At 70.1% G+C, this 13,808-nt stretch carries 11 protein-coding genes and 1 rRNA gene; 7 read left to right on the forward strand and 5 right to left on the reverse strand.

Going from position 1 to position 13,808, the window contains the following annotated elements; all coding sequences use genetic code 11:
* The first annotated feature begins 9 nt into the window (after nucleotides 1-9).
* Nucleotides 10-126: ribosomal RNA gene (gene rrf, locus JAV51_RS14700) — 5S ribosomal RNA — on the forward strand.
* Nucleotides 127-265: 139 nt separating this feature from the next.
* Here the strand turns inward: rrf and JAV51_RS14705 are convergent.
* The 4 genes from JAV51_RS14705 to JAV51_RS14720 all read right to left on the reverse strand — a co-directional run bounded on the left by JAV51_RS14705 (nucleotide 266) and on the right by JAV51_RS14720 (nucleotide 5,043).
* Nucleotides 266-718 (reverse strand): flavodoxin family protein, encoded by a 453-nt coding sequence (locus JAV51_RS14705; RefSeq protein ID WP_197321293.1) that lies wholly within the window; start codon nucleotides 716-718, stop codon nucleotides 266-268.
* A 110-nt stretch (nucleotides 719-828) separates the two neighbouring features.
* Nucleotides 829-2,478, reverse strand: a complete 1,650-nt coding sequence (locus tag JAV51_RS14710) for a phospho-sugar mutase (RefSeq protein ID WP_197321294.1) — start codon at nucleotides 2,476-2,478, stop codon at nucleotides 829-831.
* Nucleotides 2,479-2,870: 392 nt separating this feature from the next.
* Nucleotides 2,871-3,680 carry a purine-nucleoside phosphorylase gene (locus tag JAV51_RS14715; protein WP_197321451.1) on the reverse strand — a complete coding sequence of 270 codons (810 nt, stop codon included), beginning with the start codon at nucleotides 3,678-3,680 and terminating at the stop codon, nucleotides 2,871-2,873.
* Between the two features lie 112 nt (nucleotides 3,681-3,792).
* A complete protein-coding gene (locus JAV51_RS14720) occupies nucleotides 3,793-5,043 on the reverse strand; it encodes a serine/threonine-protein kinase (RefSeq protein ID WP_197321295.1) in 1,251 nt (416 codons plus the stop codon).
* Between the two features lie 108 nt (nucleotides 5,044-5,151).
* Between JAV51_RS14720 and JAV51_RS14725 the strand changes: the two genes are divergently transcribed.
* The 6 genes from JAV51_RS14725 to JAV51_RS14750 all read left to right on the forward strand — a co-directional run bounded on the left by JAV51_RS14725 (nucleotide 5,152) and on the right by JAV51_RS14750 (nucleotide 13,106).
* Nucleotides 5,152-7,005 carry a methylmalonyl-CoA mutase family protein gene (locus JAV51_RS14725; RefSeq protein WP_197321296.1) on the forward strand — a complete coding sequence of 618 codons (1,854 nt, stop codon included), beginning with the start codon at nucleotides 5,152-5,154 and terminating at the stop codon, nucleotides 7,003-7,005.
* Complete coding sequence (gene scpA, locus JAV51_RS14730; RefSeq protein ID WP_197321297.1) at nucleotides 7,002-9,191, forward strand: methylmalonyl-CoA mutase; 2,190 nt, start codon at nucleotides 7,002-7,004, stop codon at nucleotides 9,189-9,191. The genes JAV51_RS14725 and scpA overlap by 4 nt, the downstream gene beginning before the upstream one ends.
* 2 nt (nucleotides 9,192-9,193) lie before the next feature.
* The gene (gene meaB / locus JAV51_RS14735) at nucleotides 9,194-10,195 is read left to right on the forward strand and encodes a methylmalonyl Co-A mutase-associated GTPase MeaB (protein WP_197321298.1); all 1,002 of its coding nucleotides are present in this window, start codon (nucleotides 9,194-9,196) and stop codon (nucleotides 10,193-10,195) included.
* A 32-nt stretch (nucleotides 10,196-10,227) separates the two neighbouring features.
* Nucleotides 10,228-10,542, forward strand: coding sequence for a hypothetical protein (locus JAV51_RS14740; RefSeq protein ID WP_307845893.1), 315 nt, complete (start codon nucleotides 10,228-10,230; stop codon nucleotides 10,540-10,542).
* 204 nt (nucleotides 10,543-10,746) lie between these two features.
* The gene (locus tag JAV51_RS14745) at nucleotides 10,747-12,027 is read left to right on the forward strand and encodes an amidohydrolase (protein ID WP_197321300.1); all 1,281 of its coding nucleotides are present in this window, start codon (nucleotides 10,747-10,749) and stop codon (nucleotides 12,025-12,027) included.
* A 191-nt stretch (nucleotides 12,028-12,218) separates the two neighbouring features.
* Nucleotides 12,219-13,106 (forward strand): endonuclease domain-containing protein, encoded by an 888-nt coding sequence (locus tag JAV51_RS14750; protein ID WP_197321301.1) that lies wholly within the window; start codon nucleotides 12,219-12,221, stop codon nucleotides 13,104-13,106.
* A 170-nt stretch (nucleotides 13,107-13,276) separates the two neighbouring features.
* Here the strand turns inward: JAV51_RS14750 and JAV51_RS14755 are convergent, their stop codons facing one another.
* The gene (locus tag JAV51_RS14755; protein WP_197321302.1) at nucleotides 13,277-13,729 is read right to left on the reverse strand and encodes a gamma-glutamylcyclotransferase; all 453 of its coding nucleotides are present in this window, start codon (nucleotides 13,727-13,729) and stop codon (nucleotides 13,277-13,279) included.
* Nucleotides 13,730-13,808: the final 79 nt, after the last annotated feature.

Below are 13,808 nucleotides of genomic sequence, written 5' to 3' on the forward strand. Positions count from 1 at the left end.
TCGTAGTGTTTCGGTGGTTATAGCGGTGGGGAAACGCCCGGTCCCATTCCGAACCCGGAAGCTAAGCCTGCCAGCGCCGATGGTACTGCACTCGAAGGGGTGTGGGAGAGTAGGACACCGCCGAACTATTTGTGGTGAGGGCCCGTCAGGGTTGGTCCAACGGCCAACCCCGACGGGCCCTTCTTCTATTTCGGGCATTATTTTGCTGATGGGCACGCGTAGGCGTGTCTCTTCATTTCCTTGAAGCTGCGGATTGTGCTCGCGCTCAGGGCATCAGGCTCGCGGCGATCGTCGCACCCAGTTCCCAGCACGCTTCCAGATCGGCCTTGCTCGGTTCACCGTGCACGACGACAGGCGCAGCCGCTCTGTGCCAGCTCAGACCCGTCGTGACCGAGTCGATCGACTTCGTGGCGCCTTCGGTGCCTTGATTGCCGTGCACGTAGTAGCCGAAGGGACGTTTCGCGGTCGCATCGAGACACGGGTAGTAGATCGTGTCGAAGAAGTGCTTCAACGCGCCGGACATGTAGCCGAGGTTCGCGGGAGTGCCCAGCAGGTATGCGTCGGCGTCCAGTACGTCCGAGACGGTCGCGGACAACGCCGGTTCCCGGACGACCTCCACGCCGGTGATCTCCGGATCGGTCGCACCGGAGACGACCGCGTCGAGCATGGTCGCCAGATGAGGGGACGGGGTGTGGTGCACGATCAACAACCTGGCCACGGTCATCGAGCGTGCCCGCCTCGCCTCTGCGCCGCAAGCGCTGTGCCGCGCAGCTCACCCGGCCACCGACCCAGGGCGGGCAGGCCGCAGGTCGATGGCCGGGTGAGTGGTCAGGACGACAGCAGTGCCGCGACGTCGTCGCGCAGGGCTCGCAACGTCTCCAGCGCCGCGTCGCGGGCTTCGGTGAGCCCGTCCGGTCCCGGCGGCGGGGCGGTGACCTCCAGGTACGCCTTCACCTTCGGTTCGGTGCCGGACAGCCGGATGAGGACCCGAAGTTGGTCGCCGCTGATCTTCAGCGCGCCGGCGTCGCGGATCTCTTCCGTCGACACGGCGACCCCCGCCAACGTGGTGGGTGGGTTGGCTCGCACCCTCTCCATCACCGCGGCGCGCTCGGCGAGGTCAGCGAACCGTGGCGCGACCTGGCCGGTCACCGAGACGCCGTGGTCGGCCATGAGCTCGTCGAGCAGGTCCAACAACGTGAGTCCTCGGCTCTTGGCCTCGGCGGCGACGTCAGCGGCGAAGACCGCTGCCCCGACGCCGTCCTTGTCCTTCACGAAGTCCGGGTTGACGCAGATCCCCAGTGCTTCCTCGTAGGCGAAGACCAGTCCTTCGCCGGCCCGCATCAGCCACTTGAAGCCCGTGAGCGTGCGCGCGTGTCGGGCGCCCCTGGCCCTGGCGACCTCCGCCAACAGGGACGAGGACACGATCGTGGTGGCGAGCAGCGGGTTCTCGACGGAAGTGCGGGCCAGCAAGCGGTCGCCGAGCAGCACGCCCGCCTCGTCACCCGTCAACATCCGCCAGGTGCCGTTGCGCTCCCGCGCGCCGAGGGCGCAGCGGTCCGCGTCCGGGTCGAGAGCCACGGCGAGGTCGGCGTCGACGTTCTCGGCGAGCTGCAGAAGCAGGTCGGTGGCGCCCGGCTCCTCGGGGTTGGGGAACGTCACCGTGGGGAAGTCGGGGTCGGGCTCGGCCTGCGCGTCGACGACGTGGACGTCGGTGAACCCCGCGCGTCGGAACGCGTCGACCACCACCGCGCCGCCGACGCCGTGCAGGGGCGTGACGGCGATCCGTAGATCCTTGGCACCGCTCGTGGCGAGCGTGGCGACGCGGTCGAGGTAGCCGTTCAGCACCTCGTCGTCGAGCACCTGCACGCCCCGGCCCCGGGGGACCGCGACCGAGGCGGGTGCCGCCGCGATCTCCGCCTCGATCTCGGAATCGGCCGGCGGGATGATCTGGATACCCGTGTTGTCGAAGACCTTGTAGCCGTTGTCGGCCGGAGGATTGTGCGACGCGGTGATCTGGACACCAGCGCAGGCGCCGAGGCTCACCGTGGCGTAGGCCAGCACCGGCGTCGGCAGCGGGCGGGGCAGGAGCTTCACGTCGAAGCCTGCGGCATCGAGAACCTCCGCCGCCGCCGTGGCGAACCGCTCGGAACCGTGTCGAGCGTCGCGGCCCACCACGACCGTGCCTCCCGGATTGCGCTGCGCGAGCCAGGCTGCGAGGCCCGCCGTCGTACGAACCACGACCGCGGTGTTCATACCGTTCGGGCCCGCTCGCACCGGCCCGCGAATGCCCGCGGTACCGAAACTCAGCGTGCCGGACATGCGATCGTCCAGTTCGGAGGTGGCGTCGTCGTCTCCCGCCATCGCGCGCGCAAGCAGGTTCTGCAACTCCGTGCGCGAGTCGCCGTCGACGTCGTCGGCGATCCAGCGGAATGTCCTGTCCCTGAGCTCGGGTGTGAGCTGGGGCGATCTGTGCTGCATCACGTCATAGTGGCAAGTCGAGTGGCCCGGGGATCGATCGACCCCCGGGCCGCGACTCTCGGCATGGTTCACCCGGAAGTGCACAATGCAATATTCATTGTGCGGAAATTGACAGTGATCAGCGGAAACGTCGCAATCTTTGTCATATTCCGGCACGTGTTGCCGATGGTGGACAGTCGTGTGCTCTGACAGCACACGATCGGGTTATTGTCGAACCGTCAATCGTTCGACAAATTCGTTGTCGGAGCGCGATCGCCGCTCGAAACCCACCACTCACGATGGCAGGGCGCTGCCTCCTGCGCGAAAGGACGAACGATGACGCGACCACCGGTATTGGCGGACTTCACCGACGTACCGATCACGACGGGAGGTACGACCGGGAAATAACGCGCTCAGACCTGGGCGGCCAGTGTCCGCAGAAGGGTTCCCATCCGTGTGGCCGACGCACGGCCCGCTTCGAGGACCTCTTCGTGGTTCAACGGCTCGCCCGTGATGCCCGCGGCCAGATTGGTGACCAGCGACAGCCCGAAGACCTCGACACCTTCGGCGCGGGCCGCGATGGCTTCCAGCACCGTCGACATGCCGACGAGATCGGCGCCGAGCGTGCGCAGCATCCGGATCTCCGCGGGCGTCTCGTAGTGCGGGCCCGGCAGACCCGCGTAGACGCCCTCGGCCAGGGTCGGGTCGATCTCCTTGGCCGCGGCACGAAGCCGGGGCGAGTACAGGTCGACGAGGTCGACGAAGTTCGCTCCCGTGATCGGCGAGGTCGCGGTCATGTTCAGGTGGTCGGAGATGATGACCGGCTGACCGACCTGGAAGCCGTCGCGCAGCCCGCCCGCGGCGTTGGTCAGCAGGACGGTGCGGGCTCCCGCGGCGGCAGCGGTGCGCACGCCGTGGACCACCCGTGCCACTCCCTTGCCCTCGTAGAGGTGGGTTCGGCCGAGGAGGACGAGGACCCGCTTGCCGTCGACGGTGACGGCGCGCGCGGTGCTGCCGTGTCCGACCGCGCGGGGCTTTTCGAACCCGGGCAGGTCACCGAGCGGGATCTCCGCTTCCGGCTGCCCGATGACGTCCGCGGCCGGTCGCCAGCCCGAACCGAGGACGACGGCGACGTCGAAGGCGTCGACGCCGGCGCGTTCGGTCAGGACGGACGCCGCGGCGGCGGCGAGGTCACGAGGTTGCGTGTCGCTGGAATTCACGATCGTGCAGCTTAGGCCCTGCCTGGCGGCTCCCGGTCAACGGCTGAGCGGCGGTCCGACGTGGACGCGCACGCGGTGTCCATCGTGGAAGGCACGAACGTCGAGCGCTCGGACCTCACCCCGCCAGGATGCGGGTGAGCGCGAAGCCGAGAGCGGCCGTCACCACGAACACCACGGCGGCCACCGCCAGCAGCACACTCCGACGATCGGTGATGGTGGCGGCCAGGTCCGTCAACATCTCGACGTGGCGACGCGGCACCCAGTCGGGCCACCGGTCGGCCGCCGTCCTGCGGGGCGGAGGGGACGGGGCGCGAGGGGCGGGAGGGCTCGACGCCGGGGTGACCGTGCGGTCGGTGGCGAACGGCAGCGGGCCCGGGTCGGCGGCCAGCGCGGCGTCGCCCTCGACCTCCGCCTCGGGCTCCGGCGCGAGTGTCGGCACCCGAGGGATGACTCGGGTCGCGCTGGCGTCGTCGCGGACCCGGCCGACGTCGCTCTCGGCGAAGAGTTCCGGCGGGAACAGCAGGTGACGGGGTTCCGCGAGCAGCGGATACAGCCTGCGCCGCACCTCGGCCAGCGACATGCGCTCGGACGGCTTCTTCATCATCAAGCCCCGGATCACCGGCGCCAGCGGACCGGGGGAGGGGCGCGGCACGTCGCCCTGCACGACGCTCACGACGGTTTCGAGCGGGTCGCCGTCGGCGTCGTAGGGCGGGCGTCCCTCGGTGGCGGCGAACAGCGTCGCGCCCAGTCCCCACAGGTCGGCGGTGTAGGTGACGGGGCCGCCGGTGGCGACCTCCGGGGCGATGAACGCGGGTGAACCGAGCATCATCCCCGTGTGCGTCATGGTCGCCTCGGAGACGTTGCGGGCGATGCCGAAATCGGTGAGCTTGATGCGTCCGTCGTCGGACACCAGCACGTTGCCCGGTTTCACGTCGCGATGGGTGATGCCCGCGTCGTGGGCGGCCTCCAATGCGCCGGCCACGGCCTCGCCCACCGCCGCCGCCTGCGCGACCGTCAACCGACCCGCCTGGCGGACGAGTCCGGCCAGGCTGCGCGAGGGCAGCAGTTCCATCACCACGTACGGGTCGTCGTGCTCCAGGACGACGTCGTGGAGGATCACCACGTTCGGGTGGGACAGCACCGCGATCGCTCTCGCCTCACGCAATGTCCGTTCGCGCAGCTCGGTGACGCGGGCGGGAGGCACCCCGTGCGGCATGCGGACCTCCTTCACCGCCACGGGGCGGTGGAGGAACTCGTCGTAGGCGGACCACACGGTGCCCATGGACCCGGAGCCGAGCACGGACCGCAGCCGGTATCGGCCGGCCACCAGTCGTCGGTCGTCAGTCGGAGCGGACACGCGCTCCATTGTCACCGAACGACGCCGGGAAGGACCGTCGGACCGCGAAAGCCGACGACGAAAAGTGAGAGAGCGAGGTCACAGGCTGAGACACAGGGGCCCACCTAGGATGCTGCTATGAGCAAGGGGGTAGCGCAGACGGACGATCTTGCGCTCGCGGCCGAGTTCGAGGCACCGAGCCGTCAGCAATGGGAACGACTGGTCGACAAGGTGCTGGAGCGGTCGGGCTCCCGTCGTGACCGGCTGGTGACGACCACCGACGACGGTATCGAGATCCAACCCCTGTACACCGCCGACGACCCGGCTCCCGAGCCCGGATTCCCCGGCGTCTTCCCGTACGTTCGCGGTGGTCGGCCGGACGGGCACGTGGCCGCGGGCTGGGACGTGCGGGCGTGGCACGAGGCCGACGACGTCGCGGCGGTCAACGAGGCCGTGCTCGCGGACCTGCACGGCGGGGTCACGTCGCTGTGGCTGCGGGTAGGCGACGGCGGCGTGCCGGTCGCGTCGCTGGCCGACGCGTTGCGGGAGGTGCGGCTGGACCTCGCTCCCGTCGTCCTCGACGCTGGAACGGAGTTCGTCCCGGCCGCCGAAGCGCTGCTCGCCCTGCACGCCGAGCAGGGCGTTCCCGACACCGAGGTCGCGGGCAATCTCGGCGCCGACCCGATCGGCGTGCGGGCTCGGACCGGGCAGGAGGCCGACGTCGCGTCCGCAGCCGCGTTCGCCGCGCGGCTTGCCGGACGTCATCCCCGACTCGCGACGTTCGTCGCCGACGGCCTGCCCTACCACGAGGCCGGGGCGTCCGACGCCCAGGAAGTCGGTGCCGCGATCGCCACGGCCGTGGCGTACCTGCGGGCGATGACCGACGCGGGCCTCGACGTGCGCGAGGCGGCGTCCAGGATCGAGTTCCGGCTGGCGGCCACCACCGACCAGTTCGGCACCATCGCGAAGTTCCGAGCGGCACGACGGGCGTGGGCCCGCGTGGTGGAGGTGTGCGGCACGCCGGAGTCGGCCATGCGCCAGCACGCCGTCACGTCGCCCGCGATGCTGACGCGCCGTGACCCCTCGGTGAACCTGCTCCGCACGACGGTCGCCTGCTTCGCCGCGGGCGTGGGCGGCGCCGACGCGGTCACCGTGCTTCCGTTCGACCACGCACTCGGCCTGCCCGACCGGTTCTCGCGGCGGCTCGCCCGCAACACCCAGGCGATCCTGCTGGAGGAGAGCCGTCTCGCCGCGGTGATCGACCCGGCGGGTGGTTCCTGGTACGTCGAGAATCGCACCGACGCGCTCGCCCACCGAGTGTGGGACGAGTTCACGGCCATCGAGCGAGCGGGCGGTATCGAGGCGGAACTCGACTCGGGCGCGCTGGAGGAGCGCATCGCGCGCACCTGGGAGGCACGGTCGCGACGGATCGCCACGCGCCGCGACCCGATCACCGGCGTCAGCGAGTTCCCGCTGCTGGAGGAGAAGGAGTTCGACCGCGCGCCGCGTCCGACGGCCTCGGCGAACGGTGGGCTGCCGCGTCGGCGTTACGCGCAGGACTACGAACGGCTGCGCGACCGCTCGGACGCCCACGTCGCCGCCCACGGCAGCCGCCCGAAGGTCTTCCTTGCCACGCTCGGCTCGTTGGCCGAACACACGGCCAGGGCGACGTTCGCGGCGAACCTCTTCCTCGCCGGAGGGATCGAGCCGGTGAACCCGGACCTCGACTCCGCCTCCACCGACGAGCTGGTCGAGGCGTTCCGGGCCGCCGGCACCCCGGTGGCCTGCCTGTGCGGCACCGACGCCGCCTACGCGGAGAAAGTGTCCGAGGTGGCGAACGCGCTGCGCGCGGCAGGAGCCACCACGGTGCTGGTCGCGGGCCACCCCGGCGACCACGGCACCTACGACGGCATCAGCGGGTACGTCCACCGAGGCTGCGACGCGCTGGCCGTCCTCACCGACACCCTCGACACCCTGGGAGTCGCGTCATGAGCATCCCCGACTTCAGCGGCATCGAACTGGGGGCGAGTCCCGCCGGTTCCGAGCCGGACGCAGGCCGGACGGCGTGGACCGACGCGCTGCGCGCCGCCACCGGGAAGGACGTCGACGCGCTGACGTGGGAGACCCCGGAAGGCATCGGCGTCAAACCGCTGTACACGGCCGAGGACCTCGCCGACGTCGACTTCCTCCACACCTATCCCGGCATCGCGCCGTACCTGCGCGGCCCGTACCCGACGATGTACACGACCCAGCCGTGGACCATCCGCCAGTACGCGGGTTTCTCCACGGCCGAGGAGTCGAACGCCTTCTACCGCCGCAATCTCGCCGCGGGGCAGAAGGGGCTGTCGGTGGCGTTCGACCTCGCCACCCACCGCGGCTACGACTCCGACCACCCGCGGGTGGCCGGTGACGTCGGCATGGCCGGGGTGGCCATCGACTCGATCTACGACATGCGGCAGCTCTTCGACGGCATCCCGCTCGACCGCATGAGCGTGTCGATGACGATGAACGGCGCCGTGTTGCCCGTGCTGGCGCTGTACGTCGTGGCGGCCGAGGAACAGGGTGTGCGGCCCGAGCAGCTCGCGGGGACCATCCAGAACGACATCCTCAAGGAGTTCATGGTCCGCAACACCTACATCTACCCGCCGCAGCCGTCGATGCGGATCATCTCCGACATCTTCGCGTTCACCTCGCGGCACATGCCGAAGTTCAACTCGATCTCGATCTCCGGCTACCACATGCAGGAGGCCGGGGCGACGGCCGATCTGGAGCTGGCGTACACGCTCGCCGACGGCGTCGAGTACATCCGCGCGGGGCTGGACGCGGGACTCGACATCGACGCGTTCGCGCCGCGCCTGTCGTTCTTCTGGGCGATCGGCATGAACTTCTTCATGGAGGTCGCGAAGCTGCGGGCGGCGAGGCTGTTGTGGGCCAAGCTCGTCAAGCAGTTCGACCCCGGCAATCCGAAGTCGCTGAGCCTGCGCACCCACTCCCAGACGTCGGGGTGGTCGCTCACGGCCCAGGACGTCTACAACAACGTGGTCCGGACCTGTGTCGAGGCGATGGCCGCCACGCAGGGGCACACGCAGTCGTTGCACACCAACGCCCTCGACGAGGCGCTGGCGTTGCCCACCGACACGAGCGCCCGCATCGCGCGCAACACGCAGCTTCTGCTGCAACAGGAGTCCGGCACCACCGACGTCATCGATCCCTGGGGTGGCAGCGCATACGTCGAGCGACTCACCTACGAGCTGGCCCGGCGCGCGTGGTCCCACATCGAGGAGGTCGAGTCGGCGGGCGGCATGGCGCGGGCCATCGACGCCGGGATCCCGAAGTTGCGGATCGAGGAGGCCGCGGCTCGCACGCAGGCGCGGATCGACTCGGGTCGACAGCCGGTGATCGGCGTCAACAAGTACCGCGTCGGCGCCGAGGACGAGACCGAACTGGACGTCCTGAAGATCGACAACGCCGAGGTGCGGGCCCAGCAGGTGGAGAAGCTGCGCAGGCTGCGTGAGGAGCGTGACGAGTCCGCCACCCAGGACGCGTTGCGCAGGCTCACCGCCGGAGCCGAGGGCGACGGCAACCTGCTGGAACTCGCCATCGACGCCGCCAGGGCCAAGGCCACGGTCGGGGAGATCTCCGAGGCCCTGGAGAAGATCTGGGGCAGGCACTCCGGTCAGATCCGTACCATCTCCGGCGTGTACCGCGAGGAAGTCGGCCGGACGGCGGGCGTGGAGACGGCTCGTCGGCGGGTCGAGGAGTTCGCCGAGGAGGAGGGCCGCCGCCCGCGCATTCTCGTGGCCAAGATGGGGCAGGACGGTCACGACCGGGGCCAGAAGGTGATCGCCTCCGCGTTCGCCGACCTCGGCTTCGACGTCGACGTCGGCCCGCTGTTCTCCACTCCGGCCGAGGTCGCCCGACAGGCCGTCGAGGCGGACGTGCACATCGTCGGGGTGTCGTCGCTCGCCGCGGGACACCTGTCGCTGGTCCCGGCGCTGCGTGAGGAACTGGAACGGCTCGGCCGCGACGACATCATGATCGTCTGTGGTGGAGTCATCCCGCCGCAGGACTACGACGAGCTGCGGGCCGCCGGAGCCGCCGCGATCTTCGGACCGGGCACGGTGATCGCCGACTCGGCCGTCACCCTGCTCGACGAGCTCGAAGCACGACACTCGTAGGCATGGCACGCATCCTCGACGTCCCCACGTACGCCAAGGGTGTCCTCGACGGTGATCGCGGCATCCTCGCCAGAGCGATCACGCTGGTGGAGTCGCAACGCGCCGAACACCGCGAACGTGCGCAGGAGTTGCTCGTCGAACTCCTGCCGCACGCGGGCAAGGCGACCCGGGTGGGCATCACCGGGGTGCCCGGCGTGGGCAAGTCGACCTTCATCGACCAGCTCGGCACCCAGCTCACCGCGGCGGGACACCGTGTCGCGGTGCTGGCCGTCGACCCGTCGTCCACGCGCACCGGCGGGAGCATCCTCGGTGACAAGACCCGCATGTCCCGGCTGGCCGTCGACCCGGCGGCCTTCATCCGGCCGTCGCCCACCTCCGGCACGCTCGGCGGGGTGGCGAGGGCTACCCGCGAGACGATCGTGCTCATGGAGGCGGCCGGCTATGACGTCGTCCTCGTCGAGACGGTCGGGGTGGGGCAGTCGGAGGTCACCGTCGCGGGAATGGTCGACACCTTCCTCTTCCTCACGCTGGCGCGCACCGGTGACCAACTGCAGGGCATCAAGAAGGGCGTGCTCGAACTCGCCGATGTGATCGCCGTCAACAAGGCCGACGGCGAGCACGAACGCGAGGCGCGGCGTGCCGCGCGGGAACTGTCGGGCGCACTGCGCATGATCTACGGTCCGGACGCCGATTGGACGCCTCCCGTCCTGACGTGCAGCGGACTGACCGGGGCCGGGCTCGACACCGTGTGGCGGCAGCTCGTCCGGCACCGGCAGCACCTGGCGGACTCGGGTGAGCTGGAGGCCCGCCGCCAACAGCAACAGGTGGACTGGACCTGGGCCATGGTCCGCGATCAACTGCTCGACCGGCTCGTGCGGCACCCCGACGTGCGCGCGATCGTCGACGAAGTCGAACAGGACGTCCGTGAGGGACGCAGCACCGCGACACTCGGAGCCGAACGGATCTTGCGCGCGTTCGGCGTCGAGTCCCGGCGTGGGGGCTGACGCATCGCCACCGGACACGGCAGACTGTGATCGTGCGTGTTCTCACGGTTCTCCTGGGTGCCCTCACCGTCCTCGTGCTGTTCGCCGCCGGCCCTACGCGTGATGCGCTGGCGGCCACACCGGATTCGCCGGTCGGCCCGGTGCTCGTCCAGCTCGCGCAGGACTCCGATTCGGAGGACGAGGAGTCGTCCGACTCGTCGGAGGACGGACCTGCGCTCGACCCGCAGTCGGAGGCCGACGCGGCCAAGAACAAGAGCAAGGTCGTCGTCGGGGTCATCGCCGCCGCGTTGCTGGGCATCGTGGTGTGGGGACGCTACGTGCGCGCCAAGCGGGCCAAGAGTGGCTGACGGGCAGTACAGCCAGGCCGAACGATGCGTCACCGTTTAGCGCAAACGGGCTACCTTCCGTCTACCCATTAGGACATCCGGGTTACGCATACTCTGGTTGGTGTCAAACTGACAGCAAATGCGTATGGCAACGATGGACCAGCGGACGACGGAGACTGTCACGACGTGTGACCTCGGAGCGCTGGTCGCGTGCGGAGGTGCGGCGTGACCGTTCTCGACTCGCGACCCGACCTGCCGGGCGAATCCGGCCCGGACACGTCGGTCGAAGACCTGCTCGCCGCCTCGGGTGCGGCCACCATCGACGATGTGGGACAGGGACGTGGCCCCGACTGGCTCGATGCGTGGCTCGCCGAACGGACGACGGACGTCGTGGCGTGGCGCAGGCACATCCACGCACACCCCGAGCTCGCTCGGCGCGAGTACGGCACCACCGAGCTGGTGGTCAAGCTGCTCACCTCCGCCGGGCTCCGGCCGAAGGTGCTGCCCGGCGGAACCGGCGTCGTGTGCGACGTCGGCACCGGCTCCCGATGCGTGGCCCTGCGGGCCGACCTCGACGCGCTGCCGCTGACCGAGGCGACCGGGTTGCCCTTCGCCTCCACCGTGGACGGCGTCGCCCACGCATGCGGCCACGACGTGCACACCACCGTGTTGCTCGGCGCCGGGCTCGCGCTCGCCACCGCGGCCGAACTGCCCGGCCGGGTGCGGCTCATCTTCCAGCCCGCCGAGGAGGTCATGCCCGGCGGCGCGCTCGACGCCATCGACGCCGGTGCGCTCGACGGCGTGGAACGCATCTTCGGATTGCACTGCGACCCCCGGTTGCCGGTCGGCAAGATCGGGACGCGCGTCGGCGCGCTCACCTCGGCCGCCGACCTGGTGGAACTCTCCCTGTCGTCGCCGGGTGGGCACACGTCCCGGCCGCATCTGACTGCCGACCTGGTGCACGGCCTGGGCACGGTGATCACGTCGCTGCCCGCCGTGTTGTCGAGGCGGGTCGACCCCCGCTCGGGAACCGTGTTGGTGTGGGGCGCCGTTCACGCCGGTGAGGCCGCGAACGCCGTGCCGCAGGAGGGGGTGCTGCGGGGGACGCTGCGCACCGCCGACCACGAGACGTGGACGATGCTGGAGCCGCTGGTCGAGTCGTCGGTGAAGGCGTTGCTGGCGCCCACCGGCGTCGGCTACGAGCTGAACTACCGACGCGGTGTGCCACCCGTGGTGAGCGAGCCCGAGAGCACGAGCCTGCTGCGTGCGGGCGTCGAGGCGGCGCTGGGCGCCGACGCGTTGACCGGCACCGAGCAGTCGTCCGGCGGAGAGGACTTCGGCTGGTACCTGGAGCACGTGCCCGGGGCGTTCGCGCGACTCGGCGTGTGGTCCGGCGAAGGGCCGATGCGGGACCTCCACCAGCCCACGTTCGAGGCCGACGAGCGCGCCCTGATCACCGGCATCCGGATGATGGTGCACACCGCTCTGGCGGCGCTCGCAGCCTGATTCCCGGGTCTCTGCGCATCGTGTCCGCGAGTTGCGCGCGCGTGTCCGCAGTTCCCGCGCGCATGTCTGCGACGTGGGGCGCGGACACGCGTTCCTGCGTCGAGGACACGAGTTATCCACAGGTTTGAGAGTTATCCACAACCTGTGGACAACTCGTGGTGTGGGTCGGTGGCTGCCGTCAGGCTGGGCCCATGTCGCAACTCTGGGAACGTCGCGGCGCCGTCCCGCGGCGCGAGGTGGTCGCCCACATGGGCGAGCGGGCATTGCGGGCGGCACTGGCCGTCGGCACGTTGACCCAGCCCTGGCGTGGCGTCGTGATGCGGACCGCCGACCTCGACGATCTGCGGATTCGTGCCGAAGCTGCCCTGTTGGCCGCCCGCTCTCCCGCCGTGGTGTCGGGTCCTACCGCCCTGGCGCTGCATGGCTGCGTCGCGGTCGGCCAGACGGGGCCGATCCATGTCACGGTGCCCTACTCCAGGTCGGCGCGGTCACGGCCGGGACTGGTGATGCACCAGAACCGGTACGCGCCGGACGACGTCGTCGACCTCGACGGACTGCCCGTCTTCGCGCTCGACCTCGCCGTGGCCGACCACCTCTGCGGTCGCGACCGTCGACGGGCCTTCGGCTGTCTCGACGAGGTGCTGCGTTCGCACCCCGATCCCGAGTCGTTCCGCGCGTCGGTGCGTCGGCGACTCGCGACCCGTGACGATCGGCGGGGTGTGGCGAAAGCCTCCCAACTCACCGACCTCGCCACCGGACGCGCGGACTCACCGCCCGAGAGCTCGTTGCTGTTGATCGTGGTCGAAGCCGGGTTGCCGATCCCCGAGGCCCAGCACTGCGTGTACACGATCGACGGGCGGCTGCTCTACGTCCTCGACCTGGCGTGGGAGTCGTGGCGGATCGCGCTGGAGTACGACGGCTACGACGCACACGAACACCGCGCCGACGCCGATGCCGAGCGTGATCGCCGGTTGGCAGGGCGGGGCTGGCGGGTGATCCGTGCGACGGCGGCGGACCTGCGGGATCCCACCCGGATGCTGACGGAGCTGAGAGAGGTTTTCGCCGCGCGGTTCCGGTGAACGTGTCCGCCGGCGCCGTGCGCCGCGGACACGTGTGCGTGGGGTCGTGACACGTGTGCGTGGGGTCGTGACACGTGTGCGTGGGGTCGTGACACGTGTGCGTGGGGTCGTGACACGTGTGCGTGGGGTCGTGACACGTGTGCGTGGGGTCGTGACACGTGGGGTGGGGGTTAGGGGCCTACTCGTTTGCAGGGGCGCGTGCGCAGGTCGTCCACGTAGTCCGCCGGGGCGCCCGCCGCTTCCGCGGCGTCGGCCAGCACTCCGAGGTAGCGCGCCGACGGCAGGCCGCCCTCGTAGGCGTCGAGGACGTACAGCCAGGCCAGCACGGACCCGTCCATGGTCTGCACCCGGAGCCTGATCTTGTTGTGCAGCCCGAGTTCGCCGCCCTCCCACTGGTCGAGTCTCGACTCGTCCAGTGAGGTCACGTCGTAGAGCACCACGAAGACCCGCGAGCCCGGGTCCTCCACGATCGTGGCGAGTGCTCCTTCCCAGTTCAGGTCTTCGCCACCGAAGGTGAGCCGCCAGCCTTCCAACCAGCCGGTGCCCGCCATCGGCGAGTGCGGGGCTCGCTGCGTCATCTGGGAGGGATCCATGTTGGACCCGTATGCGGCGTAGAGGGGCACGGTCCCAGGGTAGCGACCACTGCGTCACCCGAGCGGATGCACTCGGCGTGTCCCCACATAGAGTTGGGGACCGAGCGCT

The sequence above is a fragment of the Saccharomonospora sp. NB11 genome, assembly GCF_015910535.1.
In the GTDB taxonomy this organism is placed as follows: domain Bacteria; phylum Actinomycetota; class Actinomycetes; order Mycobacteriales; family Pseudonocardiaceae; genus Saccharomonospora.